This window comes from Ancylobacter mangrovi, assembly GCF_024752335.1.
GTDB classification, from domain to species: Bacteria; Pseudomonadota; Alphaproteobacteria; order Rhizobiales; family Xanthobacteraceae; genus Ancylobacter; species Ancylobacter mangrovi.
On the sequence record NZ_JANTHY010000002.1, the window covers coordinates 458,236 to 476,937 of the forward strand.

Here is an 18,702-nt window from a genome sequence, read left to right on the forward strand (position 1 = left end):
GCCGGTGGGTCACATCTGCGGCGAAATCCACCCCGTGACGGCCCCTTCCGTATCGCTCACCACGGCGATCCGGCCGACGCCCGGCACGTCGAAGGCCGGGCGCAGCGCTTCGCCGCCCGCCGCTACCGCCTTTTCCAGACGCGCGTCGACGTCGTCGACCGCGATATAGGAGAACCAGTGCGCGGGAAGCGACTCGAACGCCGGCCCGGCCAGCGGGAACAGGCCGGCGACGCGGGTCTCGCCGAGCCAGGCGATGAAGTAGGCGCCGCCATCCTCCATCGGCATCGGCTCGAAGCGCCAGCCGAGCGTGGCGCTGTAGAAGGCCATGGCCTTCTCCGGGTCGCGCGAGTTCAGTTCGTTCCAGACGAAGACGCCGTGCTGGGGCGTGGCTGCCATGACACCCTCCTCGAGGCGATGGGTTCGGCGGGGGCCGCTCGCAGTGATCCTCGCCTTAACGATCAGGAAAGGATAGCGCGCGGAATCTGCCATCGAGCGCCGCCACGGCAAAAGCCCGGCGCCATGAAGGCGCCCCGATGGCTTGCGATGTGGCATGAACCCTTCTAGACCCATGCATCAGGCCGCCCGGCGACGGCCACGGTAACCTCCCGAAAATGCAGCTTTATCATCATCCTTTCTGTGCTCATTCGCGGCTCGTACGCCTCGCTTTCGGCGAGATGGGCATCGAACATCTCCTGATCGAAGAGCGTGTCTGGGAGCGTCGGCCCGAATTCCTGACGCTGGATCCTGCCGGCACCACGCCGGTGCTGGTGGAAGACGACGGTTTCGTCATACCGGGCATCGACGTCATCACCGAATATATCGACGAGACCCGCGGCGCGGTGCTGGGCGATCGCCGCCTGCTGCCGGCCGACAGCCTGGGCCGGGTCGAGGTCCGCCGGCTGGCCGGCTGGTTCAACCACAAGTTCTTCGCCGAGGTCTCCGAGCCGCTGATCCGCGAGAAGGTCTACAAGCGCTACATGCCGCGCGAGCTCGGCGGCGGGCCGCCCGACATGGCGGTGATCCGCGCCGCGCGCTCGAATATCCGCTACCATATGCACTATATCGGCTGGCTGCTTAAGGCGCGGAACTGGCTGGCGGGCGACCGCATGAGCTACGCCGACCTCGCCGCCGCCGCGCATATCTCCTGCGTCGACTATCTGGGCGATGTGCCATGGGAAGAGGACGAGGGAGCGAAGATCTGGTACGCGCGCATCAAGTCGCGACCCGCCTTCCGGCCCCTGCTGGCGCTGACCATGGCAGGCATGCCCCCGGCCCCGTGCTACGCGGATCTCGACTTCTAGAGCCGGCGGCGGCGAAGGCGTTCCTGGTCGAGCTCGCCCGCGCCGAAGGCTTCGACGCGATGGGCGTGGCGGCGCCCGGCGCCATCCCGCAGGCCGGCCCGCGGCTGCGGCAATGGATCGCCGAGGGCGCCCATGGCGACATGGACTGGATGCCCGAGACCGCCGAGCGCCGCGCCGCGCCGGGCAATCTGTGGCCCGAGATAAGCTCCGTGGTCATGCTCGGCCTCAATTACGGGCCGGACGAGGACCCGCGCGCCGCGCTTGCGCACCGGAGCGCGGGCACCGTCTCGGTCTATGCCCGCGGCGACGACTATCATGAGCTGATCAAGGGCAAGCTGAAGCGCATCTGCTCGCGCTTCGTCGCCCGCACCGGCGGGCCGGAGGCTGTGCGGGTGAAGGTGTTCGTCGACACCGCGCCGCTGATGGAGAAGCCGCTCGCGCAGGCCGCCGGGCTCGGCTGGCAGGGCAAGCACACCAATCTCGTCTCGCGCGAGCGCGGCTCCTGGCTGCTGCTCGGCGCCATCGCCACCGATCTCGCCCTGCCGGCCGACGCGCCGGTCGACGACCATTGCGGCTCCTGCCGCGCCTGCCTCGACGCCTGCCCGACGCAGGCCTTTCCCGCGCCGTACCGGATCGATGCGCGGCGCTGCATCTCCTACCTCACCATCGAGCACAGGGGTCCGATCCCGGTCGAGCTGCGCTCTCTCATGGGCAACCGGATCTATGGCTGCGACGACTGCCTCGCCGCCTGCCCCTGGAACAAGTTCGCCGCGCTCGGCCGTGAGGCACGCCTCGCCGCGCGCGAGGAGAATCGCGCGCCCCCGCTCGCCGAGTTGGCCCGGCTCGACGACGCCCGGTTCCGCGCCCGCTTCACCAAGAGCCCGATCAAGCGCACCGGGCGCACGCGCTTCCTGCGCAACGTGCTGATCGCCATCGGCAATTCGGAGGACGCCCGGCTCGCCGCGGAGGCGGAGCGCCTGCTCGGCGACGAGGCGCCGCTGGTGCGCGGGGCGGCGGTGTGGGCGCTCTCCAGGCTGCTGCCGCCCGCCGAGGTCACCCGGCTCGCGATGCTCCACGCGGGCGAGCCCGATCCCGGGGTGCGCGAGGAGTGGCGGCTCGCTAGACTGGCCGCATGAGACAGCAAGAGCCCCACCGCATCGATCGGCGCCGCGCCGCGGCGTCGCCGGCCGCCATCTTGCCGGCCTCGACCAAGGCCCCGGCATGACCACGCTGCTGTGCCTCGGCCTCGGCTATTGCGCCCGCCATTTCATCGCCCGCCACGGCCAGCGCTTCACCCGCATCGTCGGCACCAACCGAACCGGCGCGCCCCATCCCGGCGTGGAGGTCCTGCGCTTTGACGGCGGCACGGCCGACCCGGCACTGCTCGCCGCCGCCGGCGCCGCCTATGCGGTGCTGGTCTCCGCCGCGCCGGGCGAGGACGGCGACCCCTTCCTCGGCGCGCTCGGCACCACGCTGATCGCCGCCGGGCGGCGCGGGGCGATCGTGTATCTCTCCACCATCGGGGTCTATGGCGACCGCGGCGGCGCCTGGGTCGACGAGAGCGCTAGGCCACAGGCCAGTGCGCCGCGCACTGTGCGCCGCGTCGAGACCGAGGCGGGCTGGCGCACGCTCGGCGAACTGGCCGGACGGCCGGTAGCGGTGCTGCGGCTCGGCGGCATTTACGGGCCGGGACGAAACCCGCTGCGGGACGTCGCCGCCGGTACCGCGCGCTGCATCGAGCGCGAGGGGCAGGCCTTCAACCGCATCCATGTCGACGACATCGCCGACGCGATCGATGCCGCCCTCGCAACCGGCCATGACGGCACCGTCAATGTGGTGGACGACGAGCCCTCGCCCTCCTGCGCGCCGGTGCGCTTCGCGGCGGAGCTGCTCGGGCGGCCCGCGCCCGAGGCGGAGCCCTATGAGGAGGCGGCGCGAACCATGTCGGCGATGGCGCGCTCCTTCTGGGCCGACAACCGGCGGGTGAGGAACGATCGCCTGCACGCCCTGCTCGGGCACGGCCTCGCCCACCCGAGCTATCGCGAGGGGCTCACGGCGCTGTTCGCTGCGGGGGAAGGACGCGCGTCCTAGGGGAGCGGCGCGAAGGCGCGCAGGAAGGACGAGACGGTGTGGCCGACCACGCGGTCGATGCAGGCGGCATCCGGCCGGGGGGCGCCGCCGAACAGCATCGACGTCACGATCATCGAATGGCAGCCGATAATGAACTGCCACGCGGCGAGCTCGACATCGTCGATCTCGAGCTCGCCGCGCTCCATTTTGACGCTGAGCCAGGCCGACAGCCGTTGGACCGCCGCCTGCTGCCCCGCCGAAATGAACTCGCGGCCGATATCAGGCAACTTCTCCACCGTGCCGAGCACCATGCGCACCGTCGCGAGATGCTCCGGCTGGACCATGGCCTCGACATAGAGATGGCCGATGCGGGTGAGGGCGTCGCCCACCTCGTCATTCTCGTCGAGCACGAAGAAGCGTTCGGCGACCTGCCCGCAGGCCTCGCCCACCATGGCGCCGAACAGCTCTTCCTTGGAGGGGAAATAGAGATACAGCGTGCCCTTGGAGACGCCGGCGGCGCGGGCGATCTCGCCCATGCTGGCGCCGTCGAAGCCGCTGGAGAGGAAGACGTCCCGCGCCCCGTTCAGGATCTGCCGGCGCTTTTCCGGGCTCGACCCGGCGTGGCCGGCCTCAAGCGAAGCGAGGCTCCGTCCTTCCTCCCGCGCGACCACAAGTCCCCGCAGGGAGCAGACGGATTCGGTATCGGCGAGGCGGCGGCGGGCCATGAGGCGAACATCATCCATACACGACAGAAGCTGGCCGCGATGCACGAACCGCGTGTGGCGATGTGTTCGTTTCATCGCGTAACGCCCCAACATGGCACGCTCGATCGGGTTCCCCAAGTCCCCGCGATAAAAAATGACCAAACCGTTCGGTTTTTATTGCGCCGCGTCGAGTGGGGCTCTATACATCACTCACCTGCGGTGATGCTGTGGAGGTTCCCGCAAACCTCCGCTGGGCCATGCCGATAGGCGAGGGAGGAGGGTTATTCCGCCCCCCAAATCCTCCTCCCTCATCTTCTTCCCCCGATCGGCGCCACACCGGCAGTGCCCGCGCCTCGGGCGAGCGGACCACCTCTCCCCGGAACCGACCCCTTCCGCATCCCTTGACGCTCGTGGCCACGGGCGCCCTGCACGCCTGCGAAAGCATGGCCGGCCGGGCGCCGGAGCCCGTCGCCGCGCGAGAGGGCGCGAACGGGTCTTGGCGCTAACGGGTCTTGGCGCGAGCGGCAGGGCAGAGTATTGCTCGCTTTCCGGACATCAGGCGCGCGTGCTTCCCATTTCCATGCCCCGACACGGTCCCAGTCCCCGCCGGGGCAGATATCGCCCGACCCATATTGCGGCGCGGAAGGTAGCCCTGCATGGCTGAAACCAGACCCGCCCGCGCCCTGCCTTTCGCCGCCGAGACCGCCGCACTGGGCGTCGTGTTCGGCGACATCGGCACCAGCCCGCTCTACGCCTTCAAGCAGGGCCTGCTGGCGGCGAGCGGCACCGGCAGCCTCGATTCGAACGTGTTCGGCCTGCTCTCGCTGATCACCTGGGCGGTGATCCTGTCGGTCACCATCAAATACGTCATGCTGGTGCTGCGGGCCGACAACGACGGCGAAGGCGGCATCCTCGCGCTGGTGACGTTGCTCGACCTGCACCGCAGCGCCACCGGCCGGCGCCTGCTGCTGCTGGCAGCTGGCCTCGTCGGCGGCGCCATGCTGATCGGCGACGGCGTGCTGACGCCGGCGATCTCGGTGCTCTCGGCGATCGAGGGCCTTGAGGTGATCGCGCCGCCGCTCGACCACTGGATCGTCGCCGTGACCGTGCTGGTGATCCTCATGGTGTTCGTCTCGCAGCGGGCCGGTACGGACCGGATCGGCGCCTTCTACGGCCCGGTCATGCTGCTGTGGTTCGCCACCCTCGCCGGCCTTGGCATCTACGGCATCGCGCAGGCGCCCCAGGTGCTGTTCGCGCTCGATCCACGCCATGGCATCGCGCTTGTGGTGCTACATCCGGGGCTTGCCGGCGCCGTGCTCGGGGCCACCTTCCTCGCCATCACCGGCGGCGAGGCGCTCTATGCCGATCTCGGCCATTTCGGACGGCCGGTCATCACCCGCGCCTGGCTGTTCGTCGCCATGCCGGCGCTGCTGCTGAACTATTTCGGGCAGGGCGCGGATGTGCTGATCCACCGCGAGGCGGTGCGCAACCCGTTCTACGACCTCTCGCCCGACCCGATCGACGTGCCTCTGCTGATCCTCGCCACCGCCGCGACGGTGATCGCCTCTCAGGCGATCATCACCGGCGTGTTCTCGCTCGCCAAGCAGGCGATCGAGCTCGGCTACCTGCCGCCGATGCGCATCCGCTACACCAGCGAGCACAACGACCAACACATCTATATCGGTCGGCTCAACTGGATCATGATGCTCGCCTGCGCCGCCATCGTGGTGTCGTTCGGCTCGTCGGACCGGCTCGCCTCGGCCTATGGCATCGCGGTGGCGATGGCCATGGTGGCGACCACCATCCTGTTCATCGCCTATGTGCGGCGGAGCTGGCAGTGGCCGGTGCCGGCGCTGGTCGCCCTCGCCTGCGGGCTGTTCGCCATCGACCTGCCCTTCGCCGTCGCCAACCTCACCAAGCTGCCGGACGGCGGCTGGCTGCCGGTGGGCATCGCCGCCATCGTGCTCGTCATCATGGTGTCCTGGCGCCGCGGGCTGGAAGGGCTCGGCCTGCAGCAGCGCCGCTTCACCGAGCCGCTGGACGACTTCGTCGCCCGCGGGCGCCCGTCCGCCTGCGCCATCAGCCCGCGCACCGCGATCTTCCTCTCGCGCGGCGGGGCGGTGACGCCGGTGGCGCTGGGGCGGCTTTCGGATTTGCTCAACGTGCAGTTCAGCCGGTCGGTGATCGTCTCGGTGTGGATCGCCGCACGTCCGCGCGTGCCGGTCGACGAGCGGGTGCGCGTGCTCACCCTCGATCCCGTCCATGTGCGGGTCGACGTGCGCTTCGGCTACATGCAGCAGATCGACGTGCCCTCGGTACTCGGCCCCGCGCTCTATGCTCAAGGCATCGACCCGGACGAGGCGGTCTATGTCATCGGCCACGAGCGGGTGATCCCGCCCGACGGCATTGGCGGGGTGCGCGACGCGCTCGCGCATCTGTTCGCCTTCCTCGCCCGCAACGCCGAGCGCTCGGTCGACCGCTTCGGCCTGCCGCGCCCGCGCACCATCGAGATCGGCTATCCGGTGCGGCTGTGAGCGGGGCGGGGTGGAATCCTCCGGCCGGCCGCCGCCACCGCCCGATCACGCCCTTGCGAGCGTTACGGCAATGTCACGTCGGCGCCTCTATCTGGGAACACAAGCCACGGCGCGAGACGCCGCCGGGCGATGCGGGCGAGGCCATCCCTCCTGCGGTTTTGCGGCGCGCCGGGCCGATATGCGGTTCCGAAAGGCTTCGAGGTCTGCTAGGCGTCGCTGCGCATGGCCGAGGGAGGCGGTGGAAGGTATGATGGTGAAGGTGTGATGAAGGGGCTGAAAGCGATCACCGGCTGGCTGCGTGCGCATGTCGGCTGGCATACGCTCGGCCTGTTCGCGAGCCTCGTCATCATCGCGATCGCGGCGGTCGTGCTCTACGAGATGCTGCGCAACATCCATCCCGGCCAGGTGCTCGACGCGCTGACGGGAACGGACCCGTGGCGCGTGGGGCTGGCGGCGCTGTTCGTCGCCGCGGCCTATTTCACCCTCACCTTCTACGACTGGTTCGCGCTGCGCTCGATCGAGCGGCCGGACATTCCCTACCGCGTCGCCGCGCTCGCCTCCTTCACCTCCTATTCGGTCGGCCACAATGTCGGCTTCTCGGCCTTCACCGGCGGCACGGTGCGCTACCGCATCTATTCGGCGCACGGCCTCGGGGCGATCGAGGTGGCCAAGCTGTGCTTCGTCACCGGCCTGACCTTCTGGCTCGGCAACATCGCCATTCTCGGGCTCGGCATCACCATCGAGCCCTGGGCGGCGAGCGCCGTCGACCAGTTGCCGCCCTGGATCAACCGCTTCATCGGCATCGCCCTGCTGGCGGGCCTCGCCGGCTACGTGTTCTGGGTCGGGCTGAAGCCGCGCCGGATCGGCGTCGGAGAGGGACACTGGGCGGTCACCCTGCCGGGCTCGAAGCTGACGCTGATGCAGATCGCCATCGGCATCATCGACCTCACCTGCTGCGCGGCGGCGATGTATGTGCTGATGCCGCAGACGCCCTTCATCGACCCGATCGCGCTCGGCGTGGTGTTCATCTCCGCGACGCTGCTCGGCTTCGCCAGCCACGCGCCCGGCGGGCTCGGCGTGTTCGACGCCGCCATGCTGGTCGCGCTGCCGCAGTTCGAGAAGGAGGCGCTGCTCGGCGCGCTGCTGCTGCTGCGCCTGCTCTATTACGTGACGCCCTTCGCCATCGCGCTCATCATCCTCGGCATCCGCGAGTTCCTGGTGAACCGCGCCCACCGCCGCGCCCTCGCGTTGGAGACGGCCGAGATGGCAGGCTCGCCCTGCGAGGCAGGCAAGGCCGAACTCGCGAGCGGGAGCACGCCGGTCGCCGCCGACCCGACCTCGCCGGCAGAGCGCGAACTTCCGCCCCGCCGCCGCGCCACGGGTTGACGGACGGCCGATTCGGCGACGCCTCTCGACCCGGACGGCTGCCGGGATCGTTCAGGGCAACAGGCCGCCACCCGGCACCATGTCCTGCAGGCTGGGCGGCACACGCTGCACCCGCACGCCCTCCGGCACGTCGAACGCCGCGGGATCCTGCGGCGTGCGCTCGAGTTCCGTCGCCTCGAACGCGACTTTGAGGCCTTGCCGCGTGGTGGCCTGCACCCGCAGGGGAATGCCGTCCACGGTGAAGCAGGCCTGCACCGGCGTGCCGAGATCCGGATCGGTTCCACGCCACACCTCGCACGGCTCGGTACTGACGGTGTCGAAGCCGATGCGCCGGCTGTCTGCCGGCATGGAGACGAATCCGAATTCCGGCGGCAGGTCCATTTCGAACGCCACGCTTCCCATCCCCGGCAGGTCGGGCAGCACGATGATCGTGTGCGCCCCGGGATCAACCAGGCCGACCATAATCCTTTCGCCGCCGCGGAAGATCTCCACGCGCAGATGTCCGTCCCGATAGGCGAACTTAGCCTCGCCCTTCGGGGTCACCGTCCCGCGCACGGAAAAATCGGAAGCCGGCAAGGGCGGACGCTCGTCCGGCGCGGAACGCTCCCGCGCCGGCGGCTTGGGCTTGGATACCTGCTGCGCCAGCGCACCGGACGATACGGCGCCTCCAACCAGGGCGACGACCGCAACGCCCGCCATGCCCCTTGCGAGGACGCCGGGCCGACCATTCGTGATGTTCATGATGCTACCGGGCTGCACGACCATTGGCGGCCGCCGGCCGCGTGACCTGATCCAGGAAACGATGGCCGTCAAGCACGATGGCCGGGTCCGGCACGCCGACGACCTTGTCGTCGCGTCCCGCATAGGGAAGCTGGGCCAGCACCCGCCTTATGGCACCGAGGCGCGCACGCATCTTGTCGTTGGCCAGGACGACCGTCCATGGCGTGCTCGCGGTGTGGCTCGCCTCGATCATCGCGTTGCGGGCGGTCGAGATCGCGCCCCAGCGCGCGGGCGCGGACAGGTCGACGGGAGAGAGCTTCCAGCGCTTCAGCGGGTCCTTGTGGCGCTCATGCAGGCGCTTGAGCTGCATCTCGCGGCCGATGTCGAGCCAGATCTTGAACAGGCGGATGCCGTCGTCGACCAGCATCTTCTCGAACACCGGCACCTGGTCGAGGAACTGCGTTGTCTGCTGCGGGGTGCAGAAGCCCATCACCGGCTCGACCACGGCCCGGTTGTACCAGGAGCGGTCGAACATCACGATCTCGCCGCGATAGGGCAGATGGGCCACGTAGCGCTGGAAGTACCACTGCGCCGATTCGACATCGGTGGGCTTGTCGAGCGCCACCACCCGCACATAGCGCGGGTTGAGATGCTGGACGAAGCGGTGGATGGTGCCGCCCTTGCCGGCCGCGTCGCGTCCCTCGAACACGATGACGATCCGCTCGCGCGCGCTCTTCACCCATTCCTGCAGCTTCAGCAGCTCGATCTGCAACTCGCGCAGCTCTTTCTGGTAGAGCTTGCGCTTGGGACGGTCGGTGTAGGGATAGTCGCCGCTGCCATAGGCGCGCGAAGAAATCACCGGCGCCAGCGGCTCATCGACCGAGAAGGCGGCAAGCGCCTTGGCAAGTTCGCGATCGTCGTCGCCGGACTGGCCCACGGGTGCGGACTTCACCCCGGACGAGGCAACCTTCTTGGCTGAAGAGGAACCCTTCGAAGACCTTTTAGCTGACGTTTTTCCCGCAGATTTCTTGACCGACGACTTGTCCGGCTTCTTCGTCATATGGAAGCCTCTCATACGTAACATAAGGAAGATAAGGTACGTTCCTTGAGTCTTCCCTGGATTCGCGGCACGCAAGCCCCATCTCGATCTCGCGCCGTGTGCGGGAAGCATAGCGAATAAGACGCCGAATGGCACGGTGGCTGGCAACAGCCGGCAACAAACATTTGCAGGAAGCGGTCCGGCGATGGCCCCGGTGGAGACGACCTACCCTGAAGAGACGCTGCGCCAGAGGCTCGCCGGTGCGCGGTGGATTCTTGCCGTCGCCGCGGCCGGCCTCGCCGCGACGGTGTGGGCCGACATGCTGGCGCCGCTGCCGGCCGCGGCCATCGGTCTCGCCATCCTCGCGGCCGCCGCGCTGCCGGCCTCGCGCCGCCCGCTGGTGGTGATCGCGAGCGCCCGCCGGGGCGAGCCGAGCCCGGTGCGGCTCGGCGTCGAGGAGCGGCTCACGGCGCTGGTGCGCGCGCTGCCCGAGGCGGCGCTGCTGCTCGACCCGCGGGGCACCGTACTGGTCGCCAACGCCCGCGCCACCGGCATCGCCGCCAGCGTCCGGGTCGGCGACCCGGTCTCCTTCGCGGTGCGCGTGCCCGAGGTGCTGGAGGCGATCCGCGCCGCCACCCGCGACGGCGTCCCGCACCGGATCGAATTCGCCGAGCGGGTGCCGATCGACCGCTGGCTGCGCGCCGACATCGTGCCGATCCGTTCCGGCGACGGGCGCGAGGGCAAGGCCACCGAAGCGCTGCTGGTCAGCTTCGTCGACCTGACGCAGCAGCGGCGCGTCGAGCAGATGCGGGTGGACTTCATCGCCAATGCCAGCCACGAGCTGCGCACCCCGCTGGCCTCGCTCTCCGGCTTCATCGAGACGCTGCAGGGCCCGGCCAGGAACGACGCGCATGCGCGCGAGCGCTTCCTCAAGATCATGGGCGAGCAGGCGCGGCGCATGTCGCGGCTGATCGACGATTTGCTCTCGCTGTCGCGCATCGAGCTCAACGCCCACGTCATGCCGGAGGCGGCGGTCGACCTCGTCGCCGTGGTCGGCCATGTGCGCGACACGCTGAGCCCGCTCGGGCGCGAGCGCGGCGTGGAGATCGGCTTCGCCAACGCGGTCGGCCCGGTGACGGTGCGCGGCGACCGCGACGAGTTGATCCGGCTGTTCGAGAACCTGGTCGAGAACGCGATGAAGTATGGCGGCTCCGGCGGGCGGGTGGAGATCTCGATCGGCCGCGCCGAGAACGACGTGGTGGTGGGCGTGCGCGACTTCGGCCCCGGCATCGCGCCCGAACACGTGCCACGCCTGACGGAACGCTTCTACCGGGTCGACACCGCCCATTCGCGCGAGCAGGGCGGCACCGGGCTGGGGCTCGCCATCGTCAAGCACATCGTCGCGCGCCACCGCGGCCGGCTCGGTATCGAGAGCACGCCGGGCGAAGGCGCGACATTCTCCGTCCGGCTTTCCGGGCAGTTTCATCAGGACGAAAAAAACGACGTCGGAACAGCGGCTTAAGGTGTCATCAAGACGTCATTCCGACGTCATAGAACCTTGGTGCCGGGGCGATAGAAGTCCCCCTGTACGCTTTAATCCGCTGCCCCTCCGGCCAACAACGCGCCCCGTTTTCTCGTATGCGGGTGCGGCCGGTCTCCCGATCCAAGGAGAAGACCTTTGAAACTCACCCATATCCTCAGCGCCGCCGCGCTGTCGTTCGCGTTTTCCGGCGCCGCCTACGCCACCGACATCAACGGCGCCGGCGCCTCCTTCCCCGCTCCGGTCTATCAGGCCTGGGCCGCGGCCTATAAGGAGAAGACCGGTAACGGGATGAACTACCAGTCGATCGGCTCGGGCGGCGGCCAGAACCAGATCGTCAACCGCACGGTCGACTTCGGCGCCTCCGACGCCCCGATGGCCGACGACAAGCTCGCCAGCAACAACCTGCTGCAGTTCCCGACCGTGATCGGCTCCGTCGTCCCGACCGTCAACCTCGACGGCATCGGCGACGGCCAGCTCACGCTCTCCGGTGCGGTGCTCGCCGACATCTACCAGGGCAAGATCACCAAGTGGAACGACGAGAAGATCGCCGCCCTCAACAAGGGCGTGAAGCTTCCCGACACCGCGATCGTGCCGATCTATCGTTCGGACAGCTCCGGCACCTCCTTCGTGTTCACCTCCTACCTGTCGGCCGTCAGCCCGGACTGGAAGTCCAACGTCGGCGCCGCCACCTCGGTGCAGTGGCCGGCCGGCGCGGGCGCCAAGGGCAATGAGGGCGTCTCGGGCATGGTGAAGAACACCAAGGGCGCCATCGGCTACGTCGAGTTCGTCTATGCCGCCGCCAACAGCCTGCCGACCACCAACCTGGTCAACAAGGCCGGCAAAATCGTGAAGCCCTCCGTCCCCGCCTTCATGGACGCCGCTGCCGCGGCCGACTGGGCCGGCGCGAAGAACTTCGCCGCCTCGATGATCGACACCGCCGGCGACAGCGCCTGGCCGATCGTCTCCGCCACCTACATCCTGCTGCCGAAGAACCCGAACAACGCCGACCAGTCGGCCGCCGTCATCAAGTTCTTCGACTGGGCCTACACCGCCGATGGCGACGCCATCGCCGAGAAGCTGCACTACATCCCGCTGCCGGACTCGGTCGTCGCCAACATCAAGAAGGCGTGGTCGAGCGAGGTCAAGGTCGACGGCAAGGCCGTCTGGACCAACTGATCGGGTCCGTCTTCCGCTTCCGCCGGAAGACCTCGAACAAAGCGGGGCGGCCGTTACGGCGGCCGCCCCTTCTCGTCTGTGCCTCTTCTCGTCTCCGCCCCCGGCCTGTAGCCTGACGGCGAGCCGGGCGCGGGCGAGCGCAGCGCAGACCCATTGACAAACACCGACGCCGAGCCCTGAAAGCCACGCCCTGAAACGCCGACCCGCGGGCCGCGACGCCGCGGGGAAGACGGGTCCGAGGATCACACGACATGGACGCCACTCTCAGTGGAACCGAGGCGACCACCGCCCTGAAAGCCGCGCACAAGCCGACCGGCCGTATCAGCGATCCCATTTTCGTCGGCATCCTGTGGGGCTGCGGGCTGCTGGTTCTGCTGCTGCTCGGCCTGATCATCGCCATGCTGTTCGAGGGCGGGCTGCCGGCGCTGCGCGAATTCGGCATTTCCTTCCTCTGGTCGACGAGCTGGAACCCGGTCACCGAGAAGTTCGGCGCCGGCGTCATGGTGTTCGGCACCGTGTTCAGCGCCGTGATCGCGGTCATCGTCGCGCTGCCGCTCTCCTTCGGCATCGCCTTCTTCCTCACCGAGATCGCCGCCGGCCCGCTGCGCCGCCCGATCGGGGTGGCGATCCAGCTCCTCGCCGCGATCCCTTCGATCATCTACGGCATGTGGGGCTTCTTCATCGTCGTGCCGCTGATCGCCGCCTATGTGCAGCCGCCCCTCATCGAGTGGCTCGGCCCGATCCCGCTGCTCGGCGCGCTGTTCCAGGGCCCGCCGCTGGGCGCGGGCATGCTGACCGCCGGCCTGATCCTGGCGCTGATGATCCTTCCCTTCATCACCGCCATGTTCGTCGAGGTGCTGGAATCGGTGCCCCCGATGCTCAAGGAATCCGCCTACGGCGTCGGCGCCACCACCTATGAGGTCTATCGCAACGTCTCCGTCCCCTATGGCCGCACGGCCATGGTCGGCGCGGTCATGCTGGGCCTCGGCCGCGCGCTGGGCGAGACCATGGCGGTGACCTTCGTCATCGGCAACGCGACCCGCATGTCGGCCTCGCTGTTCGCGCCGGGGGCGACCATCGCCTCCACCATCGCCAACGAGTTCCCCGAGGCCTCCATCGGCTCGCTCAAGCTGCAGTCGCTGATGCAGCTCGGCTTCATCCTGTTCGTCATCTCCTTCATCGTGCTTGCGCTGTCGCGCATGCTGGTCCGTTCGAAGCTCGAGGGCTGAGGAAGACAGATCATGGCATCTCTCGCCCGTCGCCGCGCCACCGACTACACGGTCAAGGCCCTCTCCACCGGCTTCGCCGCGCTCTCGCTCGTGCTGCTGGCCTGGATCCTGTGGACCCTGCTGGCGCGCGGCCTTCCCGCGCTCGGCCCGCACGTCTTCACCCGCATCACCCTGCCGCCGGGCGCCGGCGGCGGCCTGCTCAACGCCATCGTCGGCTCGCTGATCCAGATCGGCGTGGCGCTCATCATCGGCACCCCGATCGGGCTGATGTGCGGCACCTTCCTCGCCGAGAACGGGCGCAACACGCAGGTCGGCAGCGCGGTGCGCTTCGTCAACGACGTGCTGCTCTCCGCACCCTCGATCCTGATCGGCCTGTTCGTCTACCAGCTCCTGGTGGTGCCCTTCGGCGGCTTCTCCGGCTGGGCGGGCTCGATCGCCCTCGCCATCCTGGTGATCCCGGTGGTCGTGCGCACCACCGAGGACATGCTGAACCTGGTGCCGATCGGCCTGCGCGAGGCGGCCTTCGCGCTCGGCGCGCCGCAGTGGAAGGTGGTGACGATGATCACCTGGCGCGCGGCGCGCGCGGGCATCGTGACCGGCATCCTGCTGTCGCTGGCGCGCGCCGCCGGCGAGACCGCGCCGCTGCTGTTCACCTCGCTCGGCAATAATGGCTGGTCGGTCAGCCTCGACGCGCCGATGGCCTCGCTGCCGATCGCGATCTACCAGTACGCCGCCTCGCCCTTCGAGGACTGGGTCGCCCTGGCCTGGGCGGGTGCCCTGCTTATCACCGCCGGGGTTCTGGCCCTGAACGTCGTTTCCCGCCTTGTCCTGGCGAAGATGAAGTGAGACGAACCATGAATTTCGCACCCGAGACGTCGATCGACATCGCCTCCGCCGTCAACCGCGCGACCGCACCGTCGGCCGAGCCCAAGCTCAAGGTGGACAAGCTCAACTTCTATTACGGCGACAACCACGCGCTGAAGAACATCAATTTCGAGATCCCCGAGAAGCGCGTCACCGCGATGATCGGGCCCTCGGGCTGCGGCAAGTCCACGCTGCTGCGCATCTTCAACCGCATGTACCAGCTCTATCCGGGCCAGCGCGCGGAAGGGAACATCTGGTTCGACGGCGTCGACCTGCTCGGCAAGGACCTCGATTCCACCGTGGTGCGCTCGCGCATCGGCATGGTGTTCCAGAAGCCGACCCCGTTCCCGATGTCGATCTACGACAACATCGCCTTCGGCGTGAAGCTGCACGAGAGCCTGAACAAGGCGCAGATGGACGAGCGCGTGGAGTGGTGCCTGCGCAAGGCCGCGATCTGGGACGAGACCAAGGACCGCCTGCACACTTCCGCGCTCGGCATGTCGGGCGGCCAGCAGCAGCGTCTGTGCATCGCCCGCACGATCGCGGTGCGCCCGGAAGTGATCCTGCTCGATGAGCCGACCTCGGCGCTCGACCCGATCTCCACCTCGAAGATCGAGGACCTGATCGACGAGCTGAAGCAGGAATTCACCATCGTCATCGTCACCCACAACATGCAGCAGGCGGCGCGCTGCGCCGACATCACCTCCTTCTTCTACCTGGGCGAGCTGATCGAGGTCGCCGCGTCCAACGAGATCTTCACAAATCCGCGCGAAGCGCGCACCCGCGACTACATCACCGGCCGCTTCGGCTGAACCGGCGGCGGAGGATCATCCCATGACCGAACATATCGTCTCCTCCTTCGACAGCGACCTGAAGGACCTCTCGCGGCGCGTGGTCGAGATGGGCGGGCAGGCCGAGCGCCTGGTCGCCGATTCGGTCATGGCGCTGGTGAAGCGCGACACCGAGCTGGCGCAGAAGGTGATCGTGCTCGACGGGCCGATCGACCTGCTGCAGCGCGAGATCGAGGAGAAGGCCATCCTCACCATCGCCCGCCGCCAGCCGCTCGCCATCGACCTGCGCGAGATCGTCGCCGCGATGCGCATCGCCAACGACATCGAGCGCATCGGCGACCTCGCCAAGAACACCGCCAAGCGGGTGCTGGCGCTGACCGGCGAATTCCACCCGCAGAAGCTGGTGCGCGGCGTCGAGCACATGTCCGGCATGGTGCTGGAGCAGCTCAAGTCAGTGCTCGATTCCTACGCCAGCCGCGACGACGCGCGCGCGCTCGAGGTGTGGAAGCGCGATGGCGAGGTCGACATCCTGTACACCTCGCTGTTCCGCGAGCTCCTCACCTACATGATGGAAGACCCGCGCAACATCTCGCTGTGCACGCATCTGCTGTTCTGCGCCAAGAACATCGAGCGCATCGGCGACCACGCCACCAACATCGCCGAGACGGTGCACTACCTCTCCACCGGCCAGCTGCTCGCCGACGAGCGGCCCAAGCAGGACACCAGCAGCCTGACGACGGTCCCGTTCCCGGCCTGAGGCGGGCGGCGACCGTCCTCAACCGAGAAAAGCAATGCCGACCAACATCCTGATCGTCGAGGACGAGGAGCCGCTGACCCTGCTCCTGCGTTACAACCTCGAGTCTGAAGGCTATGCGGTGGAGAGCGTCGCCCGGGGCGACGAAGCGGAGACGAGGCTGAGGGAAAGCGTCCCCGACCTCGTCATCCTCGACTGGATGCTGCCGGGGCTTTCCGGCATCGAGCTGTGCCGGCGCCTGCGGGCGCGCCCCGAGACCGAGCGCATGCCGGTGCTCATGCTCACCGCGCGCGGCGAGGAGGCCGAGCGCGTGCGTGGCCTCGCCACCGGTGCCGACGACTACGTGGTGAAGCCGTTCTCGGTGCCGGAGCTGGTGGCGCGGGTCCGTGCGCTGCTCCGCCGAGCCAAGCCGGACCATATCTCCACCTTGTTGCGGGCCGGTGACATCGAGCTCGACCGCGAGACCAAGCGCGTGCATCGCGGCGGGCGGGAGCTGCATCTCGGGCCGACCGAGTTCCGGCTGCTCGAATTCCTGATGCAGTCGCCGGGCCGGGTCTATTCGCGCGAGCAGCTCCTCGACGGGGTGTGGGGCCAGGACGTCTATATCGACGAGCGCACCGTGGACGTTCACGTCGGACGCCTGCGCAAGGCGCTCAACCGCCCGCGTCAGCCCGACCCCATCCGCACCGTGCGCGGCTCCGGCTATTCCTTCAACGAGATGTTCGCCCGCGCGCACTGACGGGCGGGCGAACACCGGAAGGCGGGCGAACGGCCCGCCGCTCGTGCCTCAGGTGCGGGTGATCGACAGCCCGCCATCGACGAGATGGGCGGTGCCGGTGACGAAGGACGAATCGTCCGAGGCGAGATAGAGCACCGAGCGCGCCAGCTCCTCCGGCGCACCCACGCGCTTCAGCGCGTGCAGTCCGGTGAGGAAGGCCTGCGCCTCCGGCGTGTCGTTGGCCTCGCGATACATCTCCGTCTCCACCGCGCCGGGGAGCACGGCGTTCACCCGGATGCCCTGCGGGCCGAATTCGGCAGCGAGAGTCTGTGTGAGGCCGATCAGCCCCGCCTTCGAGGCGGCATAGGCGGCAAGGCCCGGAAAGGCGGCGGTGTAGCCGACGAAGGTGGAGGTGAAGATCACCGAGCCGCCGCCGGTCTTCAGCATCTCGGCGATCTGGTGCTTGGCGCCGAAGAACGAGCCGGTGAGGTTCACCGCCAGCGCGTCGTTCCAGCCTGCCGCCGAAACGCCGGTGCTGGGCCCCTTCTCGCCGAGCGTGCCGGCATTGTTGAAGGCGACGTCGAGCCTGCCGAAGCGCTCGACCGCCAGCGCGACCAGCGCCTTGGCATAGTCCTCCGAGCTGACGTCACCCGCCAGCGCCACGGCCTCGCCGCCCTTGCCGGCGATCTCGGCGACGAGCGCGTCGAGCTCGCCCTTGCGGCGCGCGCCGACCACGACCTTCGCGCCTTCCTGCGCGAACAGCAGCGCGGTCGCCCGGCCGATGCCCGAGCTGGCGCCGGTGACGATCGCGACCTTTCCGGAAAGCCTGTCCATATCGAATTCTCCATCATGCTATCGGGCGGGCAGGCCGTCATGGCCCGCCGCCGCCCTGTCGCAGATGACTATGGGCAAGAGACATCGTCCGAATTAGCCTGAAAATGATGGAACTCGCATCCGGAAAGACCGAACGATGAAACTGGACGGCATCGCCGCCTTCGTCGCCATCGCCGAAGCCGGCTCGATCAGCGAGGCGGCAAGGCGGCTGCGCCTGTCGAAATCCGTGGTCAGCGAACGTCTGGCGGGTCTCGAGCGCAGCCTCGGCGCCAGCCTGGTCCACCGCTCCACCCGCAAGCTCTCGCTCACCGACGACGGCGCGGCGTTCCTCGCCCGCGCCACCGGCGCGATGCGCCAGCTCGACGCCGCGGTGGCGGACCTTGCCGAAAGCCGCAGCACGCTGTCGGGACCGCTGCGGATTTCCGCGCCGGTGGCGTTCGCCCACCTGCATCTCGGCCCGGCGCTCTATCCGTTCCTGCTGCGCCACCCGGAGGTCGAGCTCACCCTCGACCTCGACGACCGGCGGATCGAGGTCCAGGCCGAGAGCTATGACGGCGTGGTGCGGCACGGGCCGCTGACGGACAGCCGGCTCATCGCCTGGCCGCTGGCGCGCAGCCGGCGCGTGCTGGTGGCGTCGCCCGGCTATCTCGAGCGGTACGGCGCGCCGCGCAACCTCGACGAACTCGATGGTCACCGGGGCGTCTTCTACACCCATCGCGGGATCGCCGACTGGCGCTTCGTGACGCCCCAGGGCGTGGTCAATGTCCGCGCCCGCCCCGGGCTGCGGGTGAACAATGGCGAACTGATGCGCGACGCGGCGGCGGCGGGAATCGGCATCGCCCTGCTGCCGATGTTCATCGCCGGCCCGGCGGTCCGGGCGGGCACGCTGCGCGTCGTCGATGTCGGCGCCGAGACCGAGGCCGAATTCATCTATGTCGCCCATGCCGAAGCGCGCCGGCCCTCGGCCAAGCTGCGCGCCTTCGCCGAGTGCCTGCGGCAGGCGTTCGGCGATCCGCCCTACTGGGACATTTAGCCGGCG

18 protein-coding genes are annotated in these 18,702 nt (G+C 68.8%); 13 read left to right on the forward strand and 5 right to left on the reverse strand.

Features of this window, described 5'->3' with window-relative positions; genetic code table 11:
• Positions 1–9 precede the first annotated feature (9 nt).
• Positions 10–396 (reverse strand): VOC family protein, encoded by a 387-nt coding sequence (locus NVS83_RS07945; protein ID WP_258738836.1) that lies wholly within the window; start codon positions 394–396, stop codon positions 10–12.
• 215 nt (positions 397–611) lie between these two features.
• Between NVS83_RS07945 and NVS83_RS07950 the strand changes: the two genes are divergently transcribed.
• The 3 genes from NVS83_RS07950 to NVS83_RS07960 all read left to right on the forward strand — a co-directional run bounded on the left by NVS83_RS07950 (position 612) and on the right by NVS83_RS07960 (position 3,392).
• On the forward strand, positions 612–1,301 hold the full coding sequence (locus NVS83_RS07950; protein WP_258738838.1) for a glutathione S-transferase family protein: 690 nt from the start codon (positions 612–614) through the stop codon (positions 1,299–1,301).
• Positions 1,277–2,437 carry a tRNA epoxyqueuosine(34) reductase QueG gene (gene queG, locus NVS83_RS07955; protein ID WP_258738839.1) on the forward strand — a complete coding sequence of 387 codons (1,161 nt, stop codon included), beginning with the start codon at positions 1,277–1,279 and terminating at the stop codon, positions 2,435–2,437. Before NVS83_RS07950 ends, queG begins: the two co-directional genes overlap by 25 nt.
• 85 nt (positions 2,438–2,522) lie before the next feature.
• Positions 2,523–3,392 carry an NAD-dependent epimerase/dehydratase family protein gene (locus NVS83_RS07960; RefSeq protein ID WP_258738840.1) on the forward strand — a complete coding sequence of 290 codons (870 nt, stop codon included), beginning with the start codon at positions 2,523–2,525 and terminating at the stop codon, positions 3,390–3,392.
• On the opposite strand, the gene NVS83_RS07965 is transcribed toward NVS83_RS07960, so the two are convergent.
• A complete protein-coding gene (locus tag NVS83_RS07965; protein WP_258738841.1) occupies positions 3,389–4,096 on the reverse strand; it encodes a TetR/AcrR family transcriptional regulator in 708 nt (235 codons plus the stop codon). The two genes, NVS83_RS07960 and NVS83_RS07965, sit on opposite strands and share 4 nt — an antisense overlap.
• Before the next feature lie 635 nt (positions 4,097–4,731).
• On the opposite strand from NVS83_RS07965, the gene NVS83_RS07970 reads away from it, so the two are divergent.
• Positions 4,732–6,609, forward strand: a complete 1,878-nt coding sequence (locus NVS83_RS07970; RefSeq protein WP_258738842.1) for a potassium transporter Kup — start codon at positions 4,732–4,734, stop codon at positions 6,607–6,609.
• Between the two features lie 264 nt (positions 6,610–6,873).
• Entirely contained in the window at positions 6,874–7,995 is a 1,122-nt protein-coding gene (locus tag NVS83_RS07975) for a putative bifunctional lysylphosphatidylglycerol flippase/synthetase (RefSeq protein WP_258738843.1), read from the forward strand.
• Positions 7,996–8,046: 51 nt separating this feature from the next.
• On the opposite strand, the gene NVS83_RS07980 is transcribed toward NVS83_RS07975, so the two are convergent.
• Positions 8,047–8,736, reverse strand: a complete 690-nt coding sequence (locus tag NVS83_RS07980) for a hypothetical protein (RefSeq protein ID WP_258738844.1) — start codon at positions 8,734–8,736, stop codon at positions 8,047–8,049.
• A 4-nt stretch (positions 8,737–8,740) separates the two neighbouring features.
• Positions 8,741–9,775, reverse strand: a complete 1,035-nt coding sequence (gene ppk2, locus NVS83_RS07985) for a polyphosphate kinase 2 (RefSeq protein WP_374115029.1) — start codon at positions 9,773–9,775, stop codon at positions 8,741–8,743.
• Between the two features lie 184 nt (positions 9,776–9,959).
• Between ppk2 and NVS83_RS07990 the strand changes: the two genes are divergently transcribed.
• From NVS83_RS07990 to phoB, 7 genes are all read left to right on the forward strand, one after another.
• Positions 9,960–11,276 (forward strand): ATP-binding protein, encoded by a 1,317-nt coding sequence (locus NVS83_RS07990; protein ID WP_258738846.1) that lies wholly within the window; start codon positions 9,960–9,962, stop codon positions 11,274–11,276.
• A gap of 156 nt (positions 11,277–11,432) precedes the next feature.
• Positions 11,433–12,473 carry a phosphate ABC transporter substrate-binding protein PstS gene (gene pstS / locus NVS83_RS07995; protein ID WP_258738847.1) on the forward strand — a complete coding sequence of 347 codons (1,041 nt, stop codon included), beginning with the start codon at positions 11,433–11,435 and terminating at the stop codon, positions 12,471–12,473.
• A 251-nt stretch (positions 12,474–12,724) separates the two neighbouring features.
• On the forward strand, positions 12,725–13,702 hold the full coding sequence (gene pstC / locus NVS83_RS08000) for a phosphate ABC transporter permease subunit PstC (RefSeq protein ID WP_258731988.1): 978 nt from the start codon (positions 12,725–12,727) through the stop codon (positions 13,700–13,702).
• A 12-nt stretch (positions 13,703–13,714) separates the two neighbouring features.
• A complete protein-coding gene (gene pstA, locus NVS83_RS08005) occupies positions 13,715–14,548 on the forward strand; it encodes a phosphate ABC transporter permease PstA (RefSeq protein WP_258731989.1) in 834 nt (277 codons plus the stop codon).
• An 8-nt stretch (positions 14,549–14,556) separates the two neighbouring features.
• A complete protein-coding gene (gene pstB, locus NVS83_RS08010; protein WP_258731990.1) occupies positions 14,557–15,378 on the forward strand; it encodes a phosphate ABC transporter ATP-binding protein PstB in 822 nt (273 codons plus the stop codon).
• 22 nt (positions 15,379–15,400) lie between these two features.
• Positions 15,401–16,114, forward strand: coding sequence for a phosphate signaling complex protein PhoU (gene phoU / locus NVS83_RS08015; protein ID WP_258731991.1), 714 nt, complete (start codon positions 15,401–15,403; stop codon positions 16,112–16,114).
• 34 nt (positions 16,115–16,148) lie between these two features.
• Entirely contained in the window at positions 16,149–16,850 is a 702-nt protein-coding gene (gene phoB, locus NVS83_RS08020) for a phosphate regulon transcriptional regulator PhoB (RefSeq protein ID WP_258731993.1), read from the forward strand.
• Positions 16,851–16,898: 48 nt separating this feature from the next.
• Here phoB and NVS83_RS08025 read toward each other — a convergent pair whose 3' ends face one another.
• Positions 16,899–17,663 (reverse strand): SDR family oxidoreductase, encoded by a 765-nt coding sequence (locus tag NVS83_RS08025; protein ID WP_258738848.1) that lies wholly within the window; start codon positions 17,661–17,663, stop codon positions 16,899–16,901.
• Between the two features lie 136 nt (positions 17,664–17,799).
• Between NVS83_RS08025 and NVS83_RS08030 the strand changes: the two genes are divergently transcribed.
• Positions 17,800–18,696: a LysR family transcriptional regulator gene (locus tag NVS83_RS08030; protein ID WP_258738849.1), complete on the forward strand. Its 897-nt coding sequence runs from the start codon at positions 17,800–17,802 to the stop codon at positions 18,694–18,696.
• The last annotated feature ends 6 nt before the right edge of the window (positions 18,697–18,702 follow it).

What these genes read in the sequence shown, in the direction of transcription:
- NVS83_RS07945 (WP_258738836.1), bottom strand. Translation starts at nt 396, where the DNA reads ATGGCAGCCACGCCCCAGCACGGCGTCTTCGTCTGGAACGAACTGAAC.
- NVS83_RS07950 (WP_258738838.1), top strand. Translation starts at nt 612, where the DNA reads ATGCAGCTTTATCATCATCCTTTCTGTGCTCATTCGCGGCTCGTACGC.
- NVS83_RS07960 (WP_258738840.1), top strand. Translation starts at nt 2,523, where the DNA reads ATGACCACGCTGCTGTGCCTCGGCCTCGGCTATTGCGCCCGCCATTTC.
- NVS83_RS07965 (WP_258738841.1), bottom strand. Translation starts at nt 4,096, where the DNA reads ATGGCCCGCCGCCGCCTCGCCGATACCGAATCCGTCTGCTCCCTGCGG.
- NVS83_RS07970 (WP_258738842.1), top strand. Translation starts at nt 4,732, where the DNA reads ATGGCTGAAACCAGACCCGCCCGCGCCCTGCCTTTCGCCGCCGAGACC.
- NVS83_RS07975 (WP_258738843.1), top strand. Translation starts at nt 6,874, where the DNA reads ATGAAGGGGCTGAAAGCGATCACCGGCTGGCTGCGTGCGCATGTCGGC.
- NVS83_RS07980 (WP_258738844.1), bottom strand. Translation starts at nt 8,736, where the DNA reads ATGAACATCACGAATGGTCGGCCCGGCGTCCTCGCAAGGGGCATGGCG.
- ppk2 (WP_374115029.1), bottom strand. Translation starts at nt 9,775, where the DNA reads ATGACGAAGAAGCCGGACAAGTCGTCGGTCAAGAAATCTGCGGGAAAA.
- NVS83_RS07990 (WP_258738846.1), top strand. Translation starts at nt 9,960, where the DNA reads ATGGCCCCGGTGGAGACGACCTACCCTGAAGAGACGCTGCGCCAGAGG.
- pstC (WP_258731988.1), top strand. Translation starts at nt 12,725, where the DNA reads ATGGACGCCACTCTCAGTGGAACCGAGGCGACCACCGCCCTGAAAGCC.
- pstA (WP_258731989.1), top strand. Translation starts at nt 13,715, where the DNA reads ATGGCATCTCTCGCCCGTCGCCGCGCCACCGACTACACGGTCAAGGCC.
- pstB (WP_258731990.1), top strand. Translation starts at nt 14,557, where the DNA reads ATGAATTTCGCACCCGAGACGTCGATCGACATCGCCTCCGCCGTCAAC.
- phoU (WP_258731991.1), top strand. Translation starts at nt 15,401, where the DNA reads ATGACCGAACATATCGTCTCCTCCTTCGACAGCGACCTGAAGGACCTC.
- phoB (WP_258731993.1), top strand. Translation starts at nt 16,149, where the DNA reads ATGCCGACCAACATCCTGATCGTCGAGGACGAGGAGCCGCTGACCCTG.
- NVS83_RS08025 (WP_258738848.1), bottom strand. Translation starts at nt 17,663, where the DNA reads ATGGACAGGCTTTCCGGAAAGGTCGCGATCGTCACCGGCGCCAGCTCG.
- NVS83_RS08030 (WP_258738849.1), top strand. Translation starts at nt 17,800, where the DNA reads ATGAAACTGGACGGCATCGCCGCCTTCGTCGCCATCGCCGAAGCCGGC.